Genomic DNA, 14,884 nt, shown 5'->3' on the forward strand with positions numbered 1-14,884 from the left:
GTTGTTCCTCCTGGTGGAGAAGAAACCGCACCCGCGCACGAATGTTCCCGACGCTCTTTTAGCATGAGCTAACGGAACGCTTCCGGCTGTGCGATATTGAATAAAATTCGAGTTGCGTGGGGTTCCAATGCGTAAGCCTGCCGTCCGGGTCCGGTTGTCATTCATCCGCCCGATGGAGCCGGAGCTGGTCGAACAGCCGCCGAAGGGTGGCGAATGGGGCCATGAAGTCAAATTTGACGGCTACCGGACCCAGGTCATCAAGGACGCCGACGGCATCCGCTTCTTCACCAAGAACGGCTTCGACTGGACGGCCAAGTACCGGCCGCTCGCCAGTGAGGCGGGGTCGATAGAGGCGGAGACCTTCATCATCGAAGGTGAGACAATCGTCACCAACGAGGCCGGTCTTTCGAACTTCCATGCGCTGCGCTCGGCCATCACAAGACGCCCGCAAGACCTCTATCTCGTTGCCTTCGATCTTCTGCATCTCAACAGCCACGATCTGCGCGACATGCCGCTTAAAGACCGGCGGGAAATCCTGCGAGAGCTGATCCCGGCCGGCGGCCATATCCAGTTCAGCGAGGCGCTGCCCGGCACTGGCGATGCTGTCTACCATTTGGCTTGCGAGGCGGGCTTGGAGGGCGTCGTCTCGAAGCGGCTGGACAGCCTCTACCGCAGCGGCTCAACGATGAACTGGCGCAAGGTCAAGTGCTTTGTCGAAGCGGAGATGGACATCATTGGCGTCAAGCGCGAGACCGGCAAACCGGCTATGGTGCTCATGGCTGATAAGGGCCACTACATGGGCGGCGCTTTCGTCACCTTCAAAGCCGACAAGCGGCAGGCCCTATGGGATCGTGTTCAGGGCAAGGCCGGCGCTCCGCCACCAAAGGGCTTGGCAAAGGAGAAGGCCGAATGGCTGAAGCCGGGACTGGTTGGGCGGGTCAAGTTCCTGAAGGGCGAGGAGAAGCTGCGCCACGCGTCGCTGAAGGATTTTCGGGAGGAAGGTTGACGGCGCGACAGCCTCTTGACTGCCTATAGGGGGCAAGTACTTTGCAAGTGCCTTGAGAGAACCGGCCCTTGGCACCTTTTGGACAAGCCGCGTGATAACCGACGACGGGTAAGCCCTTACGTCGAAGAGAACCAAGAAGCAGCACCCAAGGTCTGCCCGACATCACTCCTTGAACAGCAACGGCTTGCCGCCCGCTCATGGGCGTCTGCGGCCTCAAAAGCCATGGAGAAAGTCATGACAGCAGAACGCTTGAAAATCCGCGATGTGGGTGAGGGTTATGAGGTGCTTGACTATGACGGCAAGCGCATCGCCATTTGTGCCACCGTCGTCCACGCGGCGTGTTACGTGCGAGGGTTTGCAGCGCGTTTCCAGCTCGACTGGAGCCGCGCCGTCGCGGACCCATCCACCCCCAGCGACTATTGCGCCAGTTTCCTCGGATCAGAGGTTGGTAAGATAAGGGCTGAGACGGGTCATAGATACGCAGGGCATTGGTCTTGGCTTCTTCACTCCGTTGACCAGCGTTGGCGCAACCATGAGGGCCGGTGTGGGCGAGAGGCTGGCAAAGACCTGGCTATTGCCAGCGTAGAGCACGAGTTCACGAAATGCGTCGCCGACACCCCGCTAGGGCCATCGACCTATGCCCAAGCAAAGGGCATTTAGTGGACGTGATCCTATCCTCACCAGTTAACGGTGCTCTCCATAGGGACAACGGAAAAGCTGTTCCAGGCAAGGCGAGACCTGAACACCACGGCCCTTGGCTGGACGGCCCCGACAAGCGATCGAAGGCCCGCAAGTGGAATGTCGCAAAGCGGTCCTAGAATGACTTCGGCTAGGGATAGGTCCGGAGCGAATTCTTTAAAGAACAGGCCGCCCTCTCGGAGTGCGCTGTCTAAGGGAAAAATCATCCTAGTTTCAGCTTCATAGGCCCATTGCTGAAACTTGGTGGTGGCAAGTTTTGATCGAAGGTCCTGCGAGATCATGTCTGGTGGCGGCCACGACTTGTCCGGCAGCACTCTCTCCTCGGCGTAGACCACATCTGCCAAGGTTGCACGTGAAATATCAAACCCCAAGCAAATGCCCCTATGCCTCAAGGCATAGTGGCTCCACAACGGCGGGGATATCCAATTCTTGCTGAAACATAGGAGGCCCGTGGATTTGTCGTATTCGTCGCGCAAGAGCCGGCCAAAGTCCCTTACGTGCCGCTTGCTACCTCTCAATGCGAGCAATTCAAACGGATCATTTAAGTCAGAAAATCGCGAAACCTTTATTCTTCCAAGGGCGATGTTGCTGATCGCGTACTCCGCAGACGTAAGATAGTACGCTCGAACGAAGTCATTGCCTGGAGGCCTAACCACCTCTGCGCTTCCCATGCGCTGGTCGTAGCCCGCTGCCACCCATTCAGCCCGATACTCCTTGTGCATGTCACCCGGCCCTTCACGGTGCATAAAGAAAACTGGATACTCGAGGATTTGCCCGTTCGCATCATCGCCCGTGTAATTGCCGGTGCGGCCTCGAGCCGGGCCGTTCTCCATTTTGCCGATAGTGAACAAAATAAGAACGAATGTGTCAAGCGACCTCTTGACCGGACAGGAATGTGTTCCTCATTTCAGATTATGCCCGAGCAACCCGAGAAGTGGCCGAGAGGTGCCGCCTGGACGCTGACCCATGCCCACGACGCGGGGCAAGTAGCCAGCATCCGCTGCGCTCGCTGCAACGTCACGCGATACTACAAGCCGACGGAGCTTCGGGAGGTGATCGGAAACGTCACGATTGATGAGGTTCGGCACAAGGTGCGCTGCCAGGAATGCAAAAGCCGAGAGTGGATGAGCGCCCAGCTCTTTCATCCCACCGGAGAGCAGGCGCACACCATCCGATACAGGCGCCTCGTCGAAATCCGCTGGGAGAAGCGGGTGATCTGGCGGGACGAATAGCCAAGGTCGGTGTGAAGTCATCCCCATCGGCGGGCTCCTGCCGTTCTCGGCAACCTCCGCTCGCTTGGGTAGCCAGACCCGAAGTCTTCATCACTGATAGTATGGCAAATTCGGACGGTCTAAGCCACGTCGCGCTTCTTCGGCCTTTGCACTTATACGCGCCGCTGCCACCATCGCCGCAAGCTATTAGCCAAATGGCAAATGGCACACAAAACGGTATAAAGTGCCGCGCCCAGAATCAATATCTGGCCGACGTCTAGCTGAATCAACATGGTATTCCCTCAAAGTAATCGCTTACCTTTGCATTGTGCAAGGTGTAAGGCATTGCGCCAAAGTCCTCTGGGGCAACCGGCATTGCCAGTCGCTCAATGTATTCAACTGCCCAGGAGCAAACACGGTTCCCTCATCGCATTGCGCTCCAAAAAAATCGACTATGAGCGTTTAGCTTGACGAAGGTACACCAAGCGGATACCAAACAGGTACACCGAGCAATCGGAGCCTTGGGCGCCGACCTACTCAACTACTTGTATTTCAAGAGTAAAGTGTTCTCGGAAGCGCTGGTTAGAAATCCCCAGCTGTCCCGGCTAGGGGCACCACCCTTCGCTCTGCGAGCTTCGGACGGCAAGCCATTCTTTACGAGCTTCGGGTGGCAGGCCATCCTTTACGAAGCTTCGGATGGCAGGCCGTTTCCCCAACGAGCTTCGCATGCAGGCGATCGCGAACGCCTTACCGCATATTCCCCGTATGCCCCTGCGAGTAGCGCCCCGGCTGCGGCCACACGGTGAGGCCATGCGGCTCGGCGCCGACGCGGATTTTCGTCACGGCGCCGCTGGTGGTGTCGATCATATAAACCTCGCTGTCGAAGCGACCCGACAGCCAGAGCTGCCTGCCGTCGGCGCTGACATTGCCCATGTCGGGGCTGCCGCCGCCGGGGATCGGCCATTGCGCGACCACCGCACGGGTGGCGAAGTCGATCACCGTGACGCTGCCCGGGCCCTTGGCCTTGCCCTGCTCCATCTTGTGCGAGCCGCGGTTCGAGACATAGAGCCGCTTGCCGTCGCGGCTGACGACGAAGCCATGCGTGCCGATGCCGCTCGGGATGAAGCCGATTTCCCGAAAACTGTCGCCATCGACCAGGAATACGCCGTCATTCATCATGTCGGCTACGTAGAAGACCTTGCCGTCGGGCGAGAGGCGGATGTCCTGCGGCATGCCCATTTTGGAGAGGTCGAGGTGGCCGAGCACCTTCTGGTTCTTCAGGTCGATCTTGGCCAGGCCGCCGTCGCCATATTCGCAGGTGAAGATCGCGTAGGAGCCGTCGACAGAGAAGTCGGCGTGGTTGATGCCGGGGCAGGTCGGCGTCGGTAGGCTCGACTTCAACGCCATTGTGTGCGGATCGCGGAAATCGAGCTGCTTCATCGCCTCGTCGACGACGATGGCGGCGCTGCCGTCCGGCATGAAATACAGATTATAGGGGTCGTCGACCGGGATCTGCTGGCCGGGCTTGGCCGTCGTCGGGTCGATCGGCGTCAGGCTGCCGTTCCTGCCAGTGCCGTTGTTGGCGACCCACAGCCTCTTGAGGTCCCAGGACGGCACGACATGCTGCGGCTTGCTACCGACCGGGAAGCGGCCGACCTCCTTCAAGGTGACGGTATCGATCACCGAGACGCTATTGGAGGAACGGTTCGGCACATAGACGCGCGGCAGCGCGCCGGCCGTGGCGTGGCTCAGATGGCCGGCCGTGGTCTGGCCGTAGATGTTGACGACGGGAGGCGCCGGATCGGAGCAATCCTCCGGGCAGGTGTCGGCCACGGCTCGAGCCGGAAACATGGCGAGCAGGACAAGCGGCGCACAAAGGCGGGCGAAGCGCAGGACGATATCGATCATTTGGAGTGCTTTGTGGTGAAGGCCGGCCGGGTCCGGCCGCCGCAAGCCATAGCCGGTGTCTCGCCGCCCATCTAGCGTCTTTTCAGCAGGCTCCGCATGCGGTTGCGCAGGATGCGCGCCATGTTGCGGGTCTCGCGATAGAGATGCAGTTGCGAGGCGGCCTGACGGGCCAGCCGGTCGGCGTCCGGCGTCAGCCCGATCACCAGCGTGCCCATCGGCTTGCGCTCGCTCCAAAGGCGGCTCATCACCGGATGATCCGGAACCGCGCAGGAATCGGTCATGACGATGTTCGGATCGTCGAGATGCTGCCTGGTCACCTCGATCATCAAAAGCGTGCCCGGCGAGTAGGCGGAGAGCGTCTCGTCATAGGCCGTCTTCCAGGTGTAGGCGACGCCGGCCTCGACGAAGACGACCAGGCAGGCGATGGTGCGGCCGTCGAGCGTCAAAAGATGGATGCGGCACATGTCCTGCTCGGCCAGCCGGTGCACGGCCTCGCGGGCGAAGGCGGCGCGGTAGCGGTCGATCGCCATCGCGGTGCGCTCGCGGCCCTTCCAGCCGGCCGCTTCCAGCGTCAGGAAGCTTTCGATGGCGTGGCGGATCTCGTCCGGCCCGCGCGCCACGGTGTGCTCGAGCTTGCCGAGGTCGGCGAGACGCCGCTTCAGCCGGCGGAATTCGCGATAGTGATGCGCGCGCAGCGAGGCCTTGAGGTAGTCCTCGCCGTCGGCGTCGCTTTCAAGCACCGGGCGTTCGACCTTGCCGGTGGTCACCATGGTCAAGCCGCGGCTGTCGGCAAAGGAGGTGAGCAGGCTCGCCACCGGACCGTCGAGGCGCATATCGGGCATCACGAAGACCCTGGGCAGCTTGAGATGCGGCCTCGACAGCATCGAGAAGAAATCCTCGATGACGCCGATGGGATCGTCGCGGTCGACCAGCGGCGTGCCGAGCGGGCCGAACGGGCTCGACCATGTGCGCATCACCGGAATGCCGAGCGGGATCGCCGGCCTCTCGACCGAGAACGGCACCAGAAGGCGCAGCCGGTTGCGGTACTCGTCGCCGTCGCGGATGACGGCCAGCCGCACTTCGCGGTCTTCCAGCCGCGGCATGGCCGGCGCCAGGAAGCGCGGGTTGAAGAAGACATTGGGCTCGATCGTGCGGGCGCTGAGATAGTCGAGCTCCTCGACAAGGTCGAAGCCGGCCGAGGCCGGGTAGATGGCCAGCTTGCGTTCCGGCCTGTTGCTGGCGAAGAGCTCGATATGGGCCGGATCGGCCTCGCGCGCCAGGCCGGCAAGGTTGGAGACCATGGCGCCGGCGGGGCCGCCGCTGGTCTCTTCGAGCAACGGGACGGCGGCCATCAAGCGATTTCCTTCTTTGCAGGCACGAAGATCGCCATCACGATGCCGAGCTTGCGCCAGACGGTGAAGGAGAGCGCGCTGGCCTCGAAGACCATGGCGAGGCTGGTGGCGATTGCCGCGCCCCAGAGGCCGAACAGCGGAATGAGGATCACGTTGAGGCCGATGTTGAGGGCAAGCGTCATGGCATAGACGCCGGCGCAGATGTTCTGGTTGCCGCTCATAGTGAGCAGGCTCTCGCAGGGACCGACGGCGGCGCGCGCCACGACGCCCAGCACCAGCAGGAAGAGCAGCGGATAGCCGGCGGTAAATTCGGGACCGAACAGCACCAGCATCGGCTCGCCCAGCGCCAGCACCGTGAGCGCCATCAGCAGCGATGGCCAGAAGGTCCAGGAGACGGTCTCGCGGGCGAAGGCGGCAAGCCGATGTGGCTCGCCATGGGTGAACTGGGCGTAACGCTGTGCAACGCCGGCCTTGACCGCGAAATAGACGAAATGCACCAGCGCCAGCGTCTTCACCGTGGCGAAATAGACGGCGACATCATTGGGATCGAGATAGGCGCCCACCATCAGCACGTCGGCATTGGTGAGCAGGAAGAAGAAGCCCTCGACAAGGAAAATCGGCAGCGAGACGAGGATCCACTGGCCGAAATGCACGGTCATCGGCCCGGGCGGGATTTTTTTGTCCATGCGCGAGGTGACGGCCATCAGCTGGCCGAGCGTGGTGACATAGGTTGCGGCGATTGAGGCGAAGATCGCGGTCTTGGCGTCGGGCACATAGTGCAGGCCAAGCATCAGCGCCATGAACGCCAGGATCAGCACCGGGCGCACCAGATAGGTGGGCGACAGCGCCAGCAGCGCCCAGGAATTGGCGCGCGCCAGCCCCTGAAGAAGATCGCCGAGCGCGATCATCGGCAGGCAGATGACGCCGAGGATGAAGGGGATGACGTAGTAGTTCTCGATCCAGTCCGAGGCGAGCCAGACGCCAAGCGCGCCAAGGCCGGCCACCAGCGTCGAGGCGACGAGCACGAAAAGGCGGCTCGCCTGCACGATGCCGCGCAGCTCGGCCAACATGCCGCGCTCGCGATATTCGGGAATGAAACGGATGACAGAGGTGTGGAAGCCGAGGCAGGCGAGATTGCCGACGATGACCATCGTCACCCAGACCAGCACCGAGATGCCGTATTCGAACGAACCCATCCAGCGTGCCATCAGCACCTGGCTGACGAAGGCGATGAAGGCGCTGATGATACGGATGGAAAAGGCGATCAGCGACATGCGCCCGGCTTCGCCGCGCTCGTCGGCGGTGAACAGAACGGCATCGATGCGGCCAAGCAACGGCCTCATGCGCAGCGCCCAGCGCTGCGGCAGGAACCGCCCGGCAGTCGTTGCCGCGGAAAAGCGCACCCCGAATACTCTCCGTTTTCCGCCTCTTTCCAAGGTTTCGGTCTATCCGAAACACCTTAAGAAAGGGTGGGTGGGGCGCAGGCTTTTCCTTCTCCCCGTTTCACGGGGAGAAGGTGCCGACAGGTGGATGAGGGGCGGCGCCCGCCTCGGAAATTTGGGATGAACCGCGTGTCGAAGAGGTCTCTTTGCGGGAGGGGTCCTAAACAGAGTGATTATCCTCTGTCAGATACGAGGGGCGGCCAATCGCAAACGCCGGCGCCGCCCCTCATCCGGCCCTTCGGGCCACCTTCTCCCCGTGAAACGGGGAGAAGGAAAAGGCGCTGCTCACATCCCCTTCATCGCATCGCACGACACGTTCGGGTTCATGTCGGCGAAGGCGCCGGTGGGGTTCTGCTTCCAGGCCCAGACATGCAGCTCGTAGAAGGGGCCGAGGCCGTAGCGGTTGGGCGCGGTGTTGAAGTTGAACAGATGGCCTTCGAGCGAGGCCGGGCCCTTCGCGGTGATGTATTCGACCGCGATCAGCTTCAGCGTGCCGTCGGCCATCGGCTCGTACATCACCGCTTCCGGCTTGGCGACGTCAACGGCATCGTCCTTCAGATAGGCGGCATTGACGTAGTGGATGCCCATCGCGCCGCCGGTAAGGCCGCTGGCGCAGGGGATCGGCGCGTAGCCTTCGGCTTTCGCCACCGCGACGTCCTCGAAGCGGCTGTCGAGCGCCCGCACCTTTTCGGCGAGCGGATTGACGGTTTCTGCCGTGGCCGCGCCCGCCATCAGCATGATGATCGAGGCAGAAGCGCCGATAACGCATTTGGTCAAGGTCTGAATGTTCATTTGTCTCTCCAATTGAGGTGCGCAAGCGGCGGCAGTCGGCCGGTAAGGCCTACCCCGAACGCCGGCGGCGCTTGTCGATAAAAAGGATGGTCGCTGATCCCGACCGGAGCGGTTCACCGAACGAACCGCTCCAAGTCTTTGTTTTGCGCAATTCCGCACGGAAAACCGCTGCGCAGTTTTCCTGGAATTGCCCGGTGCGGGATCAGCGATGATGCCACCAATATTCCCAGTACTCGCGCGGGTTTTCCCGCTCATGCAGGCCGATGTCGCGCTTCAGGTAATCGTCCTGCGGTGGCAGAAGGCGACGCGGGTTTCGCAGGGGCGAAAGCAACGCCGACACAGCCCGCCGCATGAAGCCGCGCCGTGGCGGGACATTATCCGCCGCGGCGGATACAGCCTCGTCCTCTGGCACGGCGTCAGGTCCGCCGGCGACGGGTATGGTCTGCCCGACATGGTCTGCCCGATCAGCGATAAAAGTAGGGGTCGAGGACCCGGACCTCCGTGATCTTGTCGACGGGAAGCGAATTCTTCTGCGCGGTGCTGCGGATCGCCTCCGGCGAGGGCGCATCGTAAATGCAGAAGCTCTTGCTCTTGTCCGGCGAGACGAAGGATTGCACCCAGGTGACGCCTTTCTCTGCGTTGCGGGCGATGACGCCGCCCATCGCGGTTGCGCCGGCATCGTTCATCGGCACGTGAAGCCCATCGGGGAAGGTACGTTCAATCAGGTAACGAGGCACGATCGATTTCCTTTCATTGGTGAATTGCGCTCGGTTCAAGCGCGACCCAGCAGAAATCACCTTCGCGGAAGGCGCGCATCGGAGCCATTCCCCATATTGGCCGGGACGATTCCCTATCTTTGCGACGTTTTATGTGGAAGATGGCACCTCAATGTGTGGAAAGTCACATTTCGGTGTCGTTTCCCGCGTTATCGCGGCGGCGGCCCGCCACGATGGAAATTCTGATTTCGTGAGAGAGTGACGATGCTTCTGGAACGGCAGACGCAACTGCAGCAAATGAATGCCTTGCTGGCGGATGCAACAGGCGGCCGCGGCCGCGTCGTGGTCCTGTCGGGTGAGGCCGGCGCCGGCAAGACGGCGCTGGCCGAGGCGTTCGCAAGCCGCTTGGGCGAGGGACTGACCGTGCTTCGCAGCGCCTGCGAGGACCTCTCCATTCCGGATCCGCTGGGGCCGCTTTACGATCTGGCCCGCGAGGCGCAGTGGGAGCCGCCGCGGGCGATCGACGACCGCCAGGTGCAGCGGCTGCCATTGTTTTCCGAGGCGCTCGACGTCTTCGAGGCGAAAGGCCCATGCCTGCTCGTCATCGAGGACCTGCACTGGGCCGACGACGCGACGCTCGATTTCGTGCGTTTCCTCGGCCGGCGCATTGCAAACACGCACATCCTGCTTCTGATCACGGCGCGCACCGACCGCAGCGAAGGACAGATGCGCGTGCGCCGGGCGCTCGGCGAGATACCCGCCGGCAATATCCAGCGCATAGAAGTGCCGCTGCTCAGCGAAAGCGCGGTGCTCTCGCTTGCCGCCGCGGCCGAGCGCGACGGCAACGCGATCTACCGCGCAACGGCGGGCAATGCCTTCTTCGTCACCGAGCTGCTCGCCGCCGTAGTCGATGGCGCGTTGCCGGCGAGCGTCCGCAACGCCGTGCTGGCGCGCGCCGAAAGATTGTCGCCGGGCGCCCGCTCGATGCTCGACGCGGTCTCGGTGTTTCCGCGCCGCGCCGATGCCTGGGCGCTGAGCGGCCTTTGCGGAATTGCCGCCGCCGGCCAACTCGCCGAATGCGTGGCCCACGGCCTGCTCGAGGATTTCGGCGATGGCTATGCCTTCCGGCACGAGATCGCCCGTACGGCCATCGAGATGGCGCTGACGCCCAGCAAACGGCGGGAGTACAATGAGCGCGCCCTGGCAGCCCTGCGGGACAATCCGCAGGTCGCCACCGCAAGGTTGGTGCATCATGCCGTGGAAGCGCAAAACCTGGACGTGGTGCGCGAGCTCGCGCCGGTCGCCGCGCGTGAGGCATCCCGCGTCGGCGCGCATCGCGATGCGGCGGGCTATTACGAGGTCGCCCTGCGTTACGCGGATACTCTGCCGATCGACAAGCAGGCGGAGCTTTACGAAGGCCATGCCTTCGAGTGCCACCTGATCGGCCGCGTCGACACGGCGATGGAAGCGCAAGGCCGCGCGCGCCAGCTGCGCCAGACGCTGGGCGATCGGCTGAAGGAAGGCGACAGCCTCAGGTGCTTGTCACGCTTCGCCTATCTGCTCGGCGACCGCGAGTCGGCGGACCGGTTCGGATCACAGGCCATGGAGCTTCTGGAAACGGCGCCCGACAGTCCCGAACTCGCCATGGCCTATTCCAATCTCTCGCAGCTGGCGATGCTGGCCGAGCGGCTCGATGAGACGCTTAGGTTCGGCGGCAAGGCCGTCGAACTGGCGGAGCGGCTCAACCGACCGGACATCCTTTGCCACGCCCTCAACAATGTTGGGGCGGCCGGGCAATGGCTGAATTTCGCCAAGGGGCGGCGCGATCTCGCCCGCAGCCTTGGAATTGCGCTGTCGGGCAACTTTCAGGAGCATGCCGCGCGCGCCTTCACCAACTGCGCCTGCGTCGAGATGAACAGGCTTAACTTCGACGAAGCGGCGGCGTTCCTGGATCGCGGCATCGGCTATTGCGTCGAGAACGATCTCGCGACCTGGCGCGACTACATGCGCGGCGTGCAGGCGCAGCTTCTGCTCAGGCTCGGCCATTGGGACGATGCCGCGGCCATGGCGCATGAGGTTGTCGACGATGAAGCAACGACGCCGTTGGTACGCTATCCCTCACTCGTCGCGCTGGCCCGCTTGCGCATCCGCAGGGGAGACCCGTCGGCCGAGCCGGTTCTCGACGAGATGAGGCTGTTTCTCGACAAGGGCATGGAGCTGCAACGGCTTGTGCCCTTCGCCTCGGTGATGGCCGAACTGGCATGGCTGGGCGAGGGGAACAGGGAGGAAGCGCTGCGCCTCATCGCTCTTGCCGAAAGCCTTGCGCCGACGCGGGCGGTGTTTGGCGAATTGGCGGTATGGCGGCAGCTTTTGCTGCCTGAAAGCGATCCCGGCGACACCGACGGAATGGCTGTGCCGCATCGCCTGCAACTGCTTGGTGACTGGCGTGCCGCCGCCGCGCTCTGGGCGAAAATGGGCGCCCCCTTCGAGCGGGCGCTGGCGTTGCTGAAGGGCGACGAGGCAGCGCGGCGCGAGGCGCTCGATGGTTTCGAGGCGCTCGGCGCAAGGCCGGTGGCGCTGCATGTGCGCGGCCTCATGCGGCAGAGCGGGTTGATCCACATTGCAAGAGGGCCAAGGCAGGCGACACGCGCCAACCAGGCCGGCCTCACGCAGCGCCAGATGGAAGTGCTGGAACTTCTCGAGCGAGGCTTTTCCAACAAGAAGATCGCCGCGCATCTGACGATTTCGCCCAAGACGGTCGATCACCATGTCTCGGCGGTGCTGGAGAAGCTGGAAGTCATCTCGCGCGGCGAGGCGGCGGCCGCGGCGCGCGCGTCAGGCCTGGTGTGAGGCTTGTTTTCTGCGCCTGCAGGAAACCGCCGGCCCCGGCGCTGCCCGTCATCCGCCCTTCGGGCACCTTCTCCCCGTTGAACAGGGAGAAGGAAATAGGCGTCAGGCGAAGGCGCCGTGGCAGTGCTTGTACTTCTTGCCGGAGCCGCAGGGGCAGAGTTCGTTGCGGCCGACCTTGCCCCAGCTCGCAGGGTTCTTCGGGTCGCGGTTTTCCGGCGCGACGACGGCGCTGGTGTCCTGACGCATCAGAAGCGCGGTCTCGCCGCCCTGGAAATCGTCCTCGCCGGTCGAGCCGTCGATATGGCTGCCGAACATCTCCGGGGCTTCGGGCGGCGGCGCGTCGGCCGCCTGGCGCACCAGCTCGACGCGCATCAATTGCGCGGTGACGGCCTGGCGCAGATTGCCGAGCATGCCCTGGAACAGCTCGAAGGCTTCGCTCTTGTATTCCTGCAGCGGGTCGCGCTGGGCGTAGCCGCGGAAGCCGACGACCGAGCGCAGATGATCGAGATTGACGATGTGCTCGCGCCACAGATGGTCGAGCGTCTGCAGCACCACCGAACGTTCGACATAGTTCATCACGTCCGGACCGAAGCGGTCCGCGCGCTCCTTGGCGGCGGCGTCCGCCGCAGCGGTGATGCGCTCGCGGATATCGTCCTCGGCGATGCCCTCTTCCTTGACCCATTCCTCGATCGGCAGGTCGAGATTGAGATACTGCGCCACTTCCTCCTTGAGGCCGGCGACGTTCCACTGCTCGGCATAGGCGTTTTCGGGAATGTTCTTGGTGACGATCTCTTCGATGACGCCTTCGCGCATTTCGGCGATCGTCTCCGACAGGCCTTCGCCGTCCATCAGCTCGATGCGCTGCTCGAACACCACCTTGCGCTGGTCGTTCGAGACGTCGTCATATTTCAGGAGGTTCTTGCGAATATCGAAGTTGCGCGCCTCGACCTTCTTCTGCGCCTTCTCCAGTGCCTTGTTGATCCACGGATGGATGATCGCCTCATCTTCCTTGAGGCCGAGCTTCTGCAGCATGCCGTCCATGCGCTCGGAGCCGAAGATGCGCATCAAATCATCCTGCAGCGACAAGAAGAATTTCGAGCGGCCCGGATCGCCCTGGCGGCCGGAGCGGCCACGCAGCTGGTTGTCGATGCGGCGCGATTCGTGGCGTTCGGTCGCCAGAACATAGAGGCCGCCGGCGGCCAGCGCCTTTTCCTTCAGGCGCTCGACATCATCCTGGATTTCCTTTTCCCGCGCCTCGCGCTCCGGCCCGGCCGGCATGTCGCCGAGTTCCTCGGCGATGCGCATCTCGGCATTGCCGCCGAGCTTGATGTCGGTGCCGCGGCCGGCCATGTTGGTGGCGATGGTGATGGCGCCGGGCTTGCCGGCCTGGGCGACGATGGATGCCTCCCGTTCATGGTGACGGGCGTTCAGCACCTCGAAGTCCTTGATGCCTTCCTTGCGCAAGCGCTCGGCAAGCAGCTCGGATTTCTCGATCGAGGTGGTGCCGACCAGGATCGGCTGGCCACGGTCGCGCGCGTCTTTGATTTCCTTGACGATCGCCTTGTATTTCTCTTCCACCGTCCGGTAGACCTCGTCGTCCTCGTCCTTGCGGGCGACCGGCAGGTTGGTCGGGATCTCGGTGACTTCGAGATTGTAGATGTTGGCGAATTCCTCGGCCTCGGTCAGCGCCGTGCCGGTCATGCCGGCAAGCTTCTTGTAGAGGCGGAAATAGTTCTGGAAGGTGACGGAGGCCAGCGTCTGGTTCTCCGGCTGGATCTGCACATGCTCCTTGGCTTCAAGGGCCTGGTGCAGGCCTTCCGAATAACGGCGTCCAGGCATCATGCGGCCGGTGAACTCGTCGATGATGACGATCTCGCCGTTGCGCACGATGTAGTCCCTGTCCTTTTGGAACAACAGATGCGCCTTCAGCGCGTTGTTGACGTGATGGACGATGGCGACGTTCTCGACGTCGTAGAGCGACTCGCCTTTCAACAGGCCGGCGTCGCGCAGCATGTTTTCCAGCTTCTCGGTGCCGTCCTCGGTGAAGATCGTCGTCTTCTGCTTCTCGTCGACCTCGTAGTCGGCCGGGCCGAGCTTCAGCATGAAGGCATCGATGGTGTTGTACATTTCCGAGCGGTCCTCGAGAGGACCGGAAATGATCAGCGGCGTGCGCGCTTCGTCGACCAAGATGGAATCGACCTCGTCGACGATGGCGTAGGAATGACCGCGCTGCACCATCTGCGAGCGCTCATACTTCATGTTGTCGCGCAGATAGTCGAAGCCGAGCTCGTTGTTGGTGGCATAGGTGACGTCGCAGGCGTAGGCCTCGCGGCGTTCCTCGTCGGAAAGGCCGTGGACGATGATGCCGACGGTCAGGCCGAGGAATTTGTAGACGCGGCCCATCCATTCGGCGTCACGCTTGGCGAGATAGTCATTGACGGTGACGACATGCACGCCCTTGCCGGCGAGCGCATTGAGGTAGACGGGCAAGGTCGCGACCAGCGTCTTGCCCTCGCCGGTGCGCATCTCGGCGATGCCGCCATTGTGAAGCACCATGCCGCCGATCAACTGGACGTCGAAAGGCCGCATGCCGAGCACGCGGCGGGCCGCTTCGCGTACCGTGGCGAAGGCCGGAACCAAGAGATCTTCGAGCGAAGCGCCGTTGGCCAGATCCTGGCGGAATTTCTCCGTGCGCCCGGCGAGCTCGGCGTCGGAAAGCGCCCGCATCTCGTTTTCCATGGCGTTGATGGCTTCGACCCTGGGCCGGGTCGACTTGACACGGCGGTCGTTGGAAGAACCGAAAACCTTACGGGCGAGACCGCCGAGACTGACCATCCAATGGTCCCTTTCGATAGCAATTTTGGCCGTTTGCGACAGGCACCTGGCGGGCCCATCAAATCCGCGTGAA

Annotated in this window: 12 protein-coding genes; 4 read left to right on the top strand and 8 right to left on the bottom strand. The window is 62.8% G+C overall.

Annotated elements, in window-relative coordinates; all coding sequences use genetic code 11:
- Positions 1–127 precede the first annotated feature (127 nt).
- Both LB565_RS24910 and LB565_RS24915 read left to right on the top strand, forming a co-directional pair.
- On the top strand, positions 128–1,006 hold the full coding sequence (locus LB565_RS24910) for an ATP-dependent DNA ligase (RefSeq protein ID WP_224588592.1): 879 nt from the start codon (positions 128–130) through the stop codon (positions 1,004–1,006).
- A 234-nt stretch (positions 1,007–1,240) separates the two neighbouring features.
- Positions 1,241–1,666 carry a hypothetical protein gene (locus LB565_RS24915; protein ID WP_224588594.1) on the top strand — a complete coding sequence of 142 codons (426 nt, stop codon included), beginning with the start codon at positions 1,241–1,243 and terminating at the stop codon, positions 1,664–1,666.
- A 17-nt stretch (positions 1,667–1,683) separates the two neighbouring features.
- On the opposite strand, the gene LB565_RS24920 is transcribed toward LB565_RS24915, so the two are convergent.
- Positions 1,684–2,427, bottom strand: a complete 744-nt coding sequence (locus LB565_RS24920) for a DUF2971 domain-containing protein (protein ID WP_224588596.1) — start codon at positions 2,425–2,427, stop codon at positions 1,684–1,686.
- Here LB565_RS24920 and LB565_RS24925 point away from each other — a divergent pair.
- A complete protein-coding gene (locus LB565_RS24925) occupies positions 2,422–2,937 on the top strand; it encodes a hypothetical protein (RefSeq protein ID WP_224588599.1) in 516 nt (171 codons plus the stop codon). The genes LB565_RS24920 and LB565_RS24925 overlap by 6 nt on opposite strands.
- Positions 2,938–3,663: 726 nt before the next feature.
- Here the strand turns inward: LB565_RS24925 and LB565_RS24930 are convergent.
- The 6 genes from LB565_RS24930 to LB565_RS24955 form a co-directional block, all read right to left on the bottom strand.
- Positions 3,664–4,824: a YncE family protein gene (locus tag LB565_RS24930; RefSeq protein WP_224588600.1), complete on the bottom strand. Its 1,161-nt coding sequence runs from the start codon at positions 4,822–4,824 to the stop codon at positions 3,664–3,666.
- 71 nt (positions 4,825–4,895) lie between these two features.
- Positions 4,896–6,176 carry a GNAT family N-acetyltransferase gene (locus tag LB565_RS24935; RefSeq protein WP_224588601.1) on the bottom strand — a complete coding sequence of 427 codons (1,281 nt, stop codon included), beginning with the start codon at positions 6,174–6,176 and terminating at the stop codon, positions 4,896–4,898.
- A complete protein-coding gene (locus tag LB565_RS24940; RefSeq protein ID WP_224588602.1) occupies positions 6,176–7,579 on the bottom strand; it encodes a lipopolysaccharide biosynthesis protein in 1,404 nt (467 codons plus the stop codon). Before LB565_RS24940 ends, LB565_RS24935 begins: the two co-directional genes overlap by 1 nt.
- 324 nt (positions 7,580–7,903) lie before the next feature.
- The gene (locus LB565_RS24945) at positions 7,904–8,356 is read right to left on the bottom strand and encodes a hypothetical protein (protein WP_224588658.1); all 453 of its coding nucleotides are present in this window, start codon (positions 8,354–8,356) and stop codon (positions 7,904–7,906) included.
- Positions 8,357–8,612: 256 nt separating this feature from the next.
- The gene (locus tag LB565_RS24950) at positions 8,613–8,822 is read right to left on the bottom strand and encodes a hypothetical protein (RefSeq protein WP_224588603.1); all 210 of its coding nucleotides are present in this window, start codon (positions 8,820–8,822) and stop codon (positions 8,613–8,615) included.
- Between the two features lie 52 nt (positions 8,823–8,874).
- Positions 8,875–9,147 (bottom strand): DUF4242 domain-containing protein, encoded by a 273-nt coding sequence (locus LB565_RS24955; RefSeq protein ID WP_095767571.1) that lies wholly within the window; start codon positions 9,145–9,147, stop codon positions 8,875–8,877.
- Positions 9,148–9,390: 243 nt separating this feature from the next.
- Between LB565_RS24955 and LB565_RS24960 the strand changes: the two genes are divergently transcribed.
- Entirely contained in the window at positions 9,391–11,976 is a 2,586-nt protein-coding gene (locus LB565_RS24960) for a helix-turn-helix transcriptional regulator (RefSeq protein ID WP_224588605.1), read from the top strand.
- Positions 11,977–12,078: 102 nt separating this feature from the next.
- Here the strand turns inward: LB565_RS24960 and secA are convergent, their stop codons facing one another.
- Positions 12,079–14,811: a preprotein translocase subunit SecA gene (secA, locus tag LB565_RS24965; protein ID WP_224588607.1), complete on the bottom strand. Its 2,733-nt coding sequence runs from the start codon at positions 14,809–14,811 to the stop codon at positions 12,079–12,081.
- Positions 14,812–14,884 lie beyond the last annotated feature (73 nt).

It is taken from the genome of Mesorhizobium sp. CA14 (assembly GCF_020165195.1).
In the GTDB taxonomy this organism is placed as follows: domain Bacteria; phylum Pseudomonadota; class Alphaproteobacteria; order Rhizobiales; family Rhizobiaceae; genus Mesorhizobium.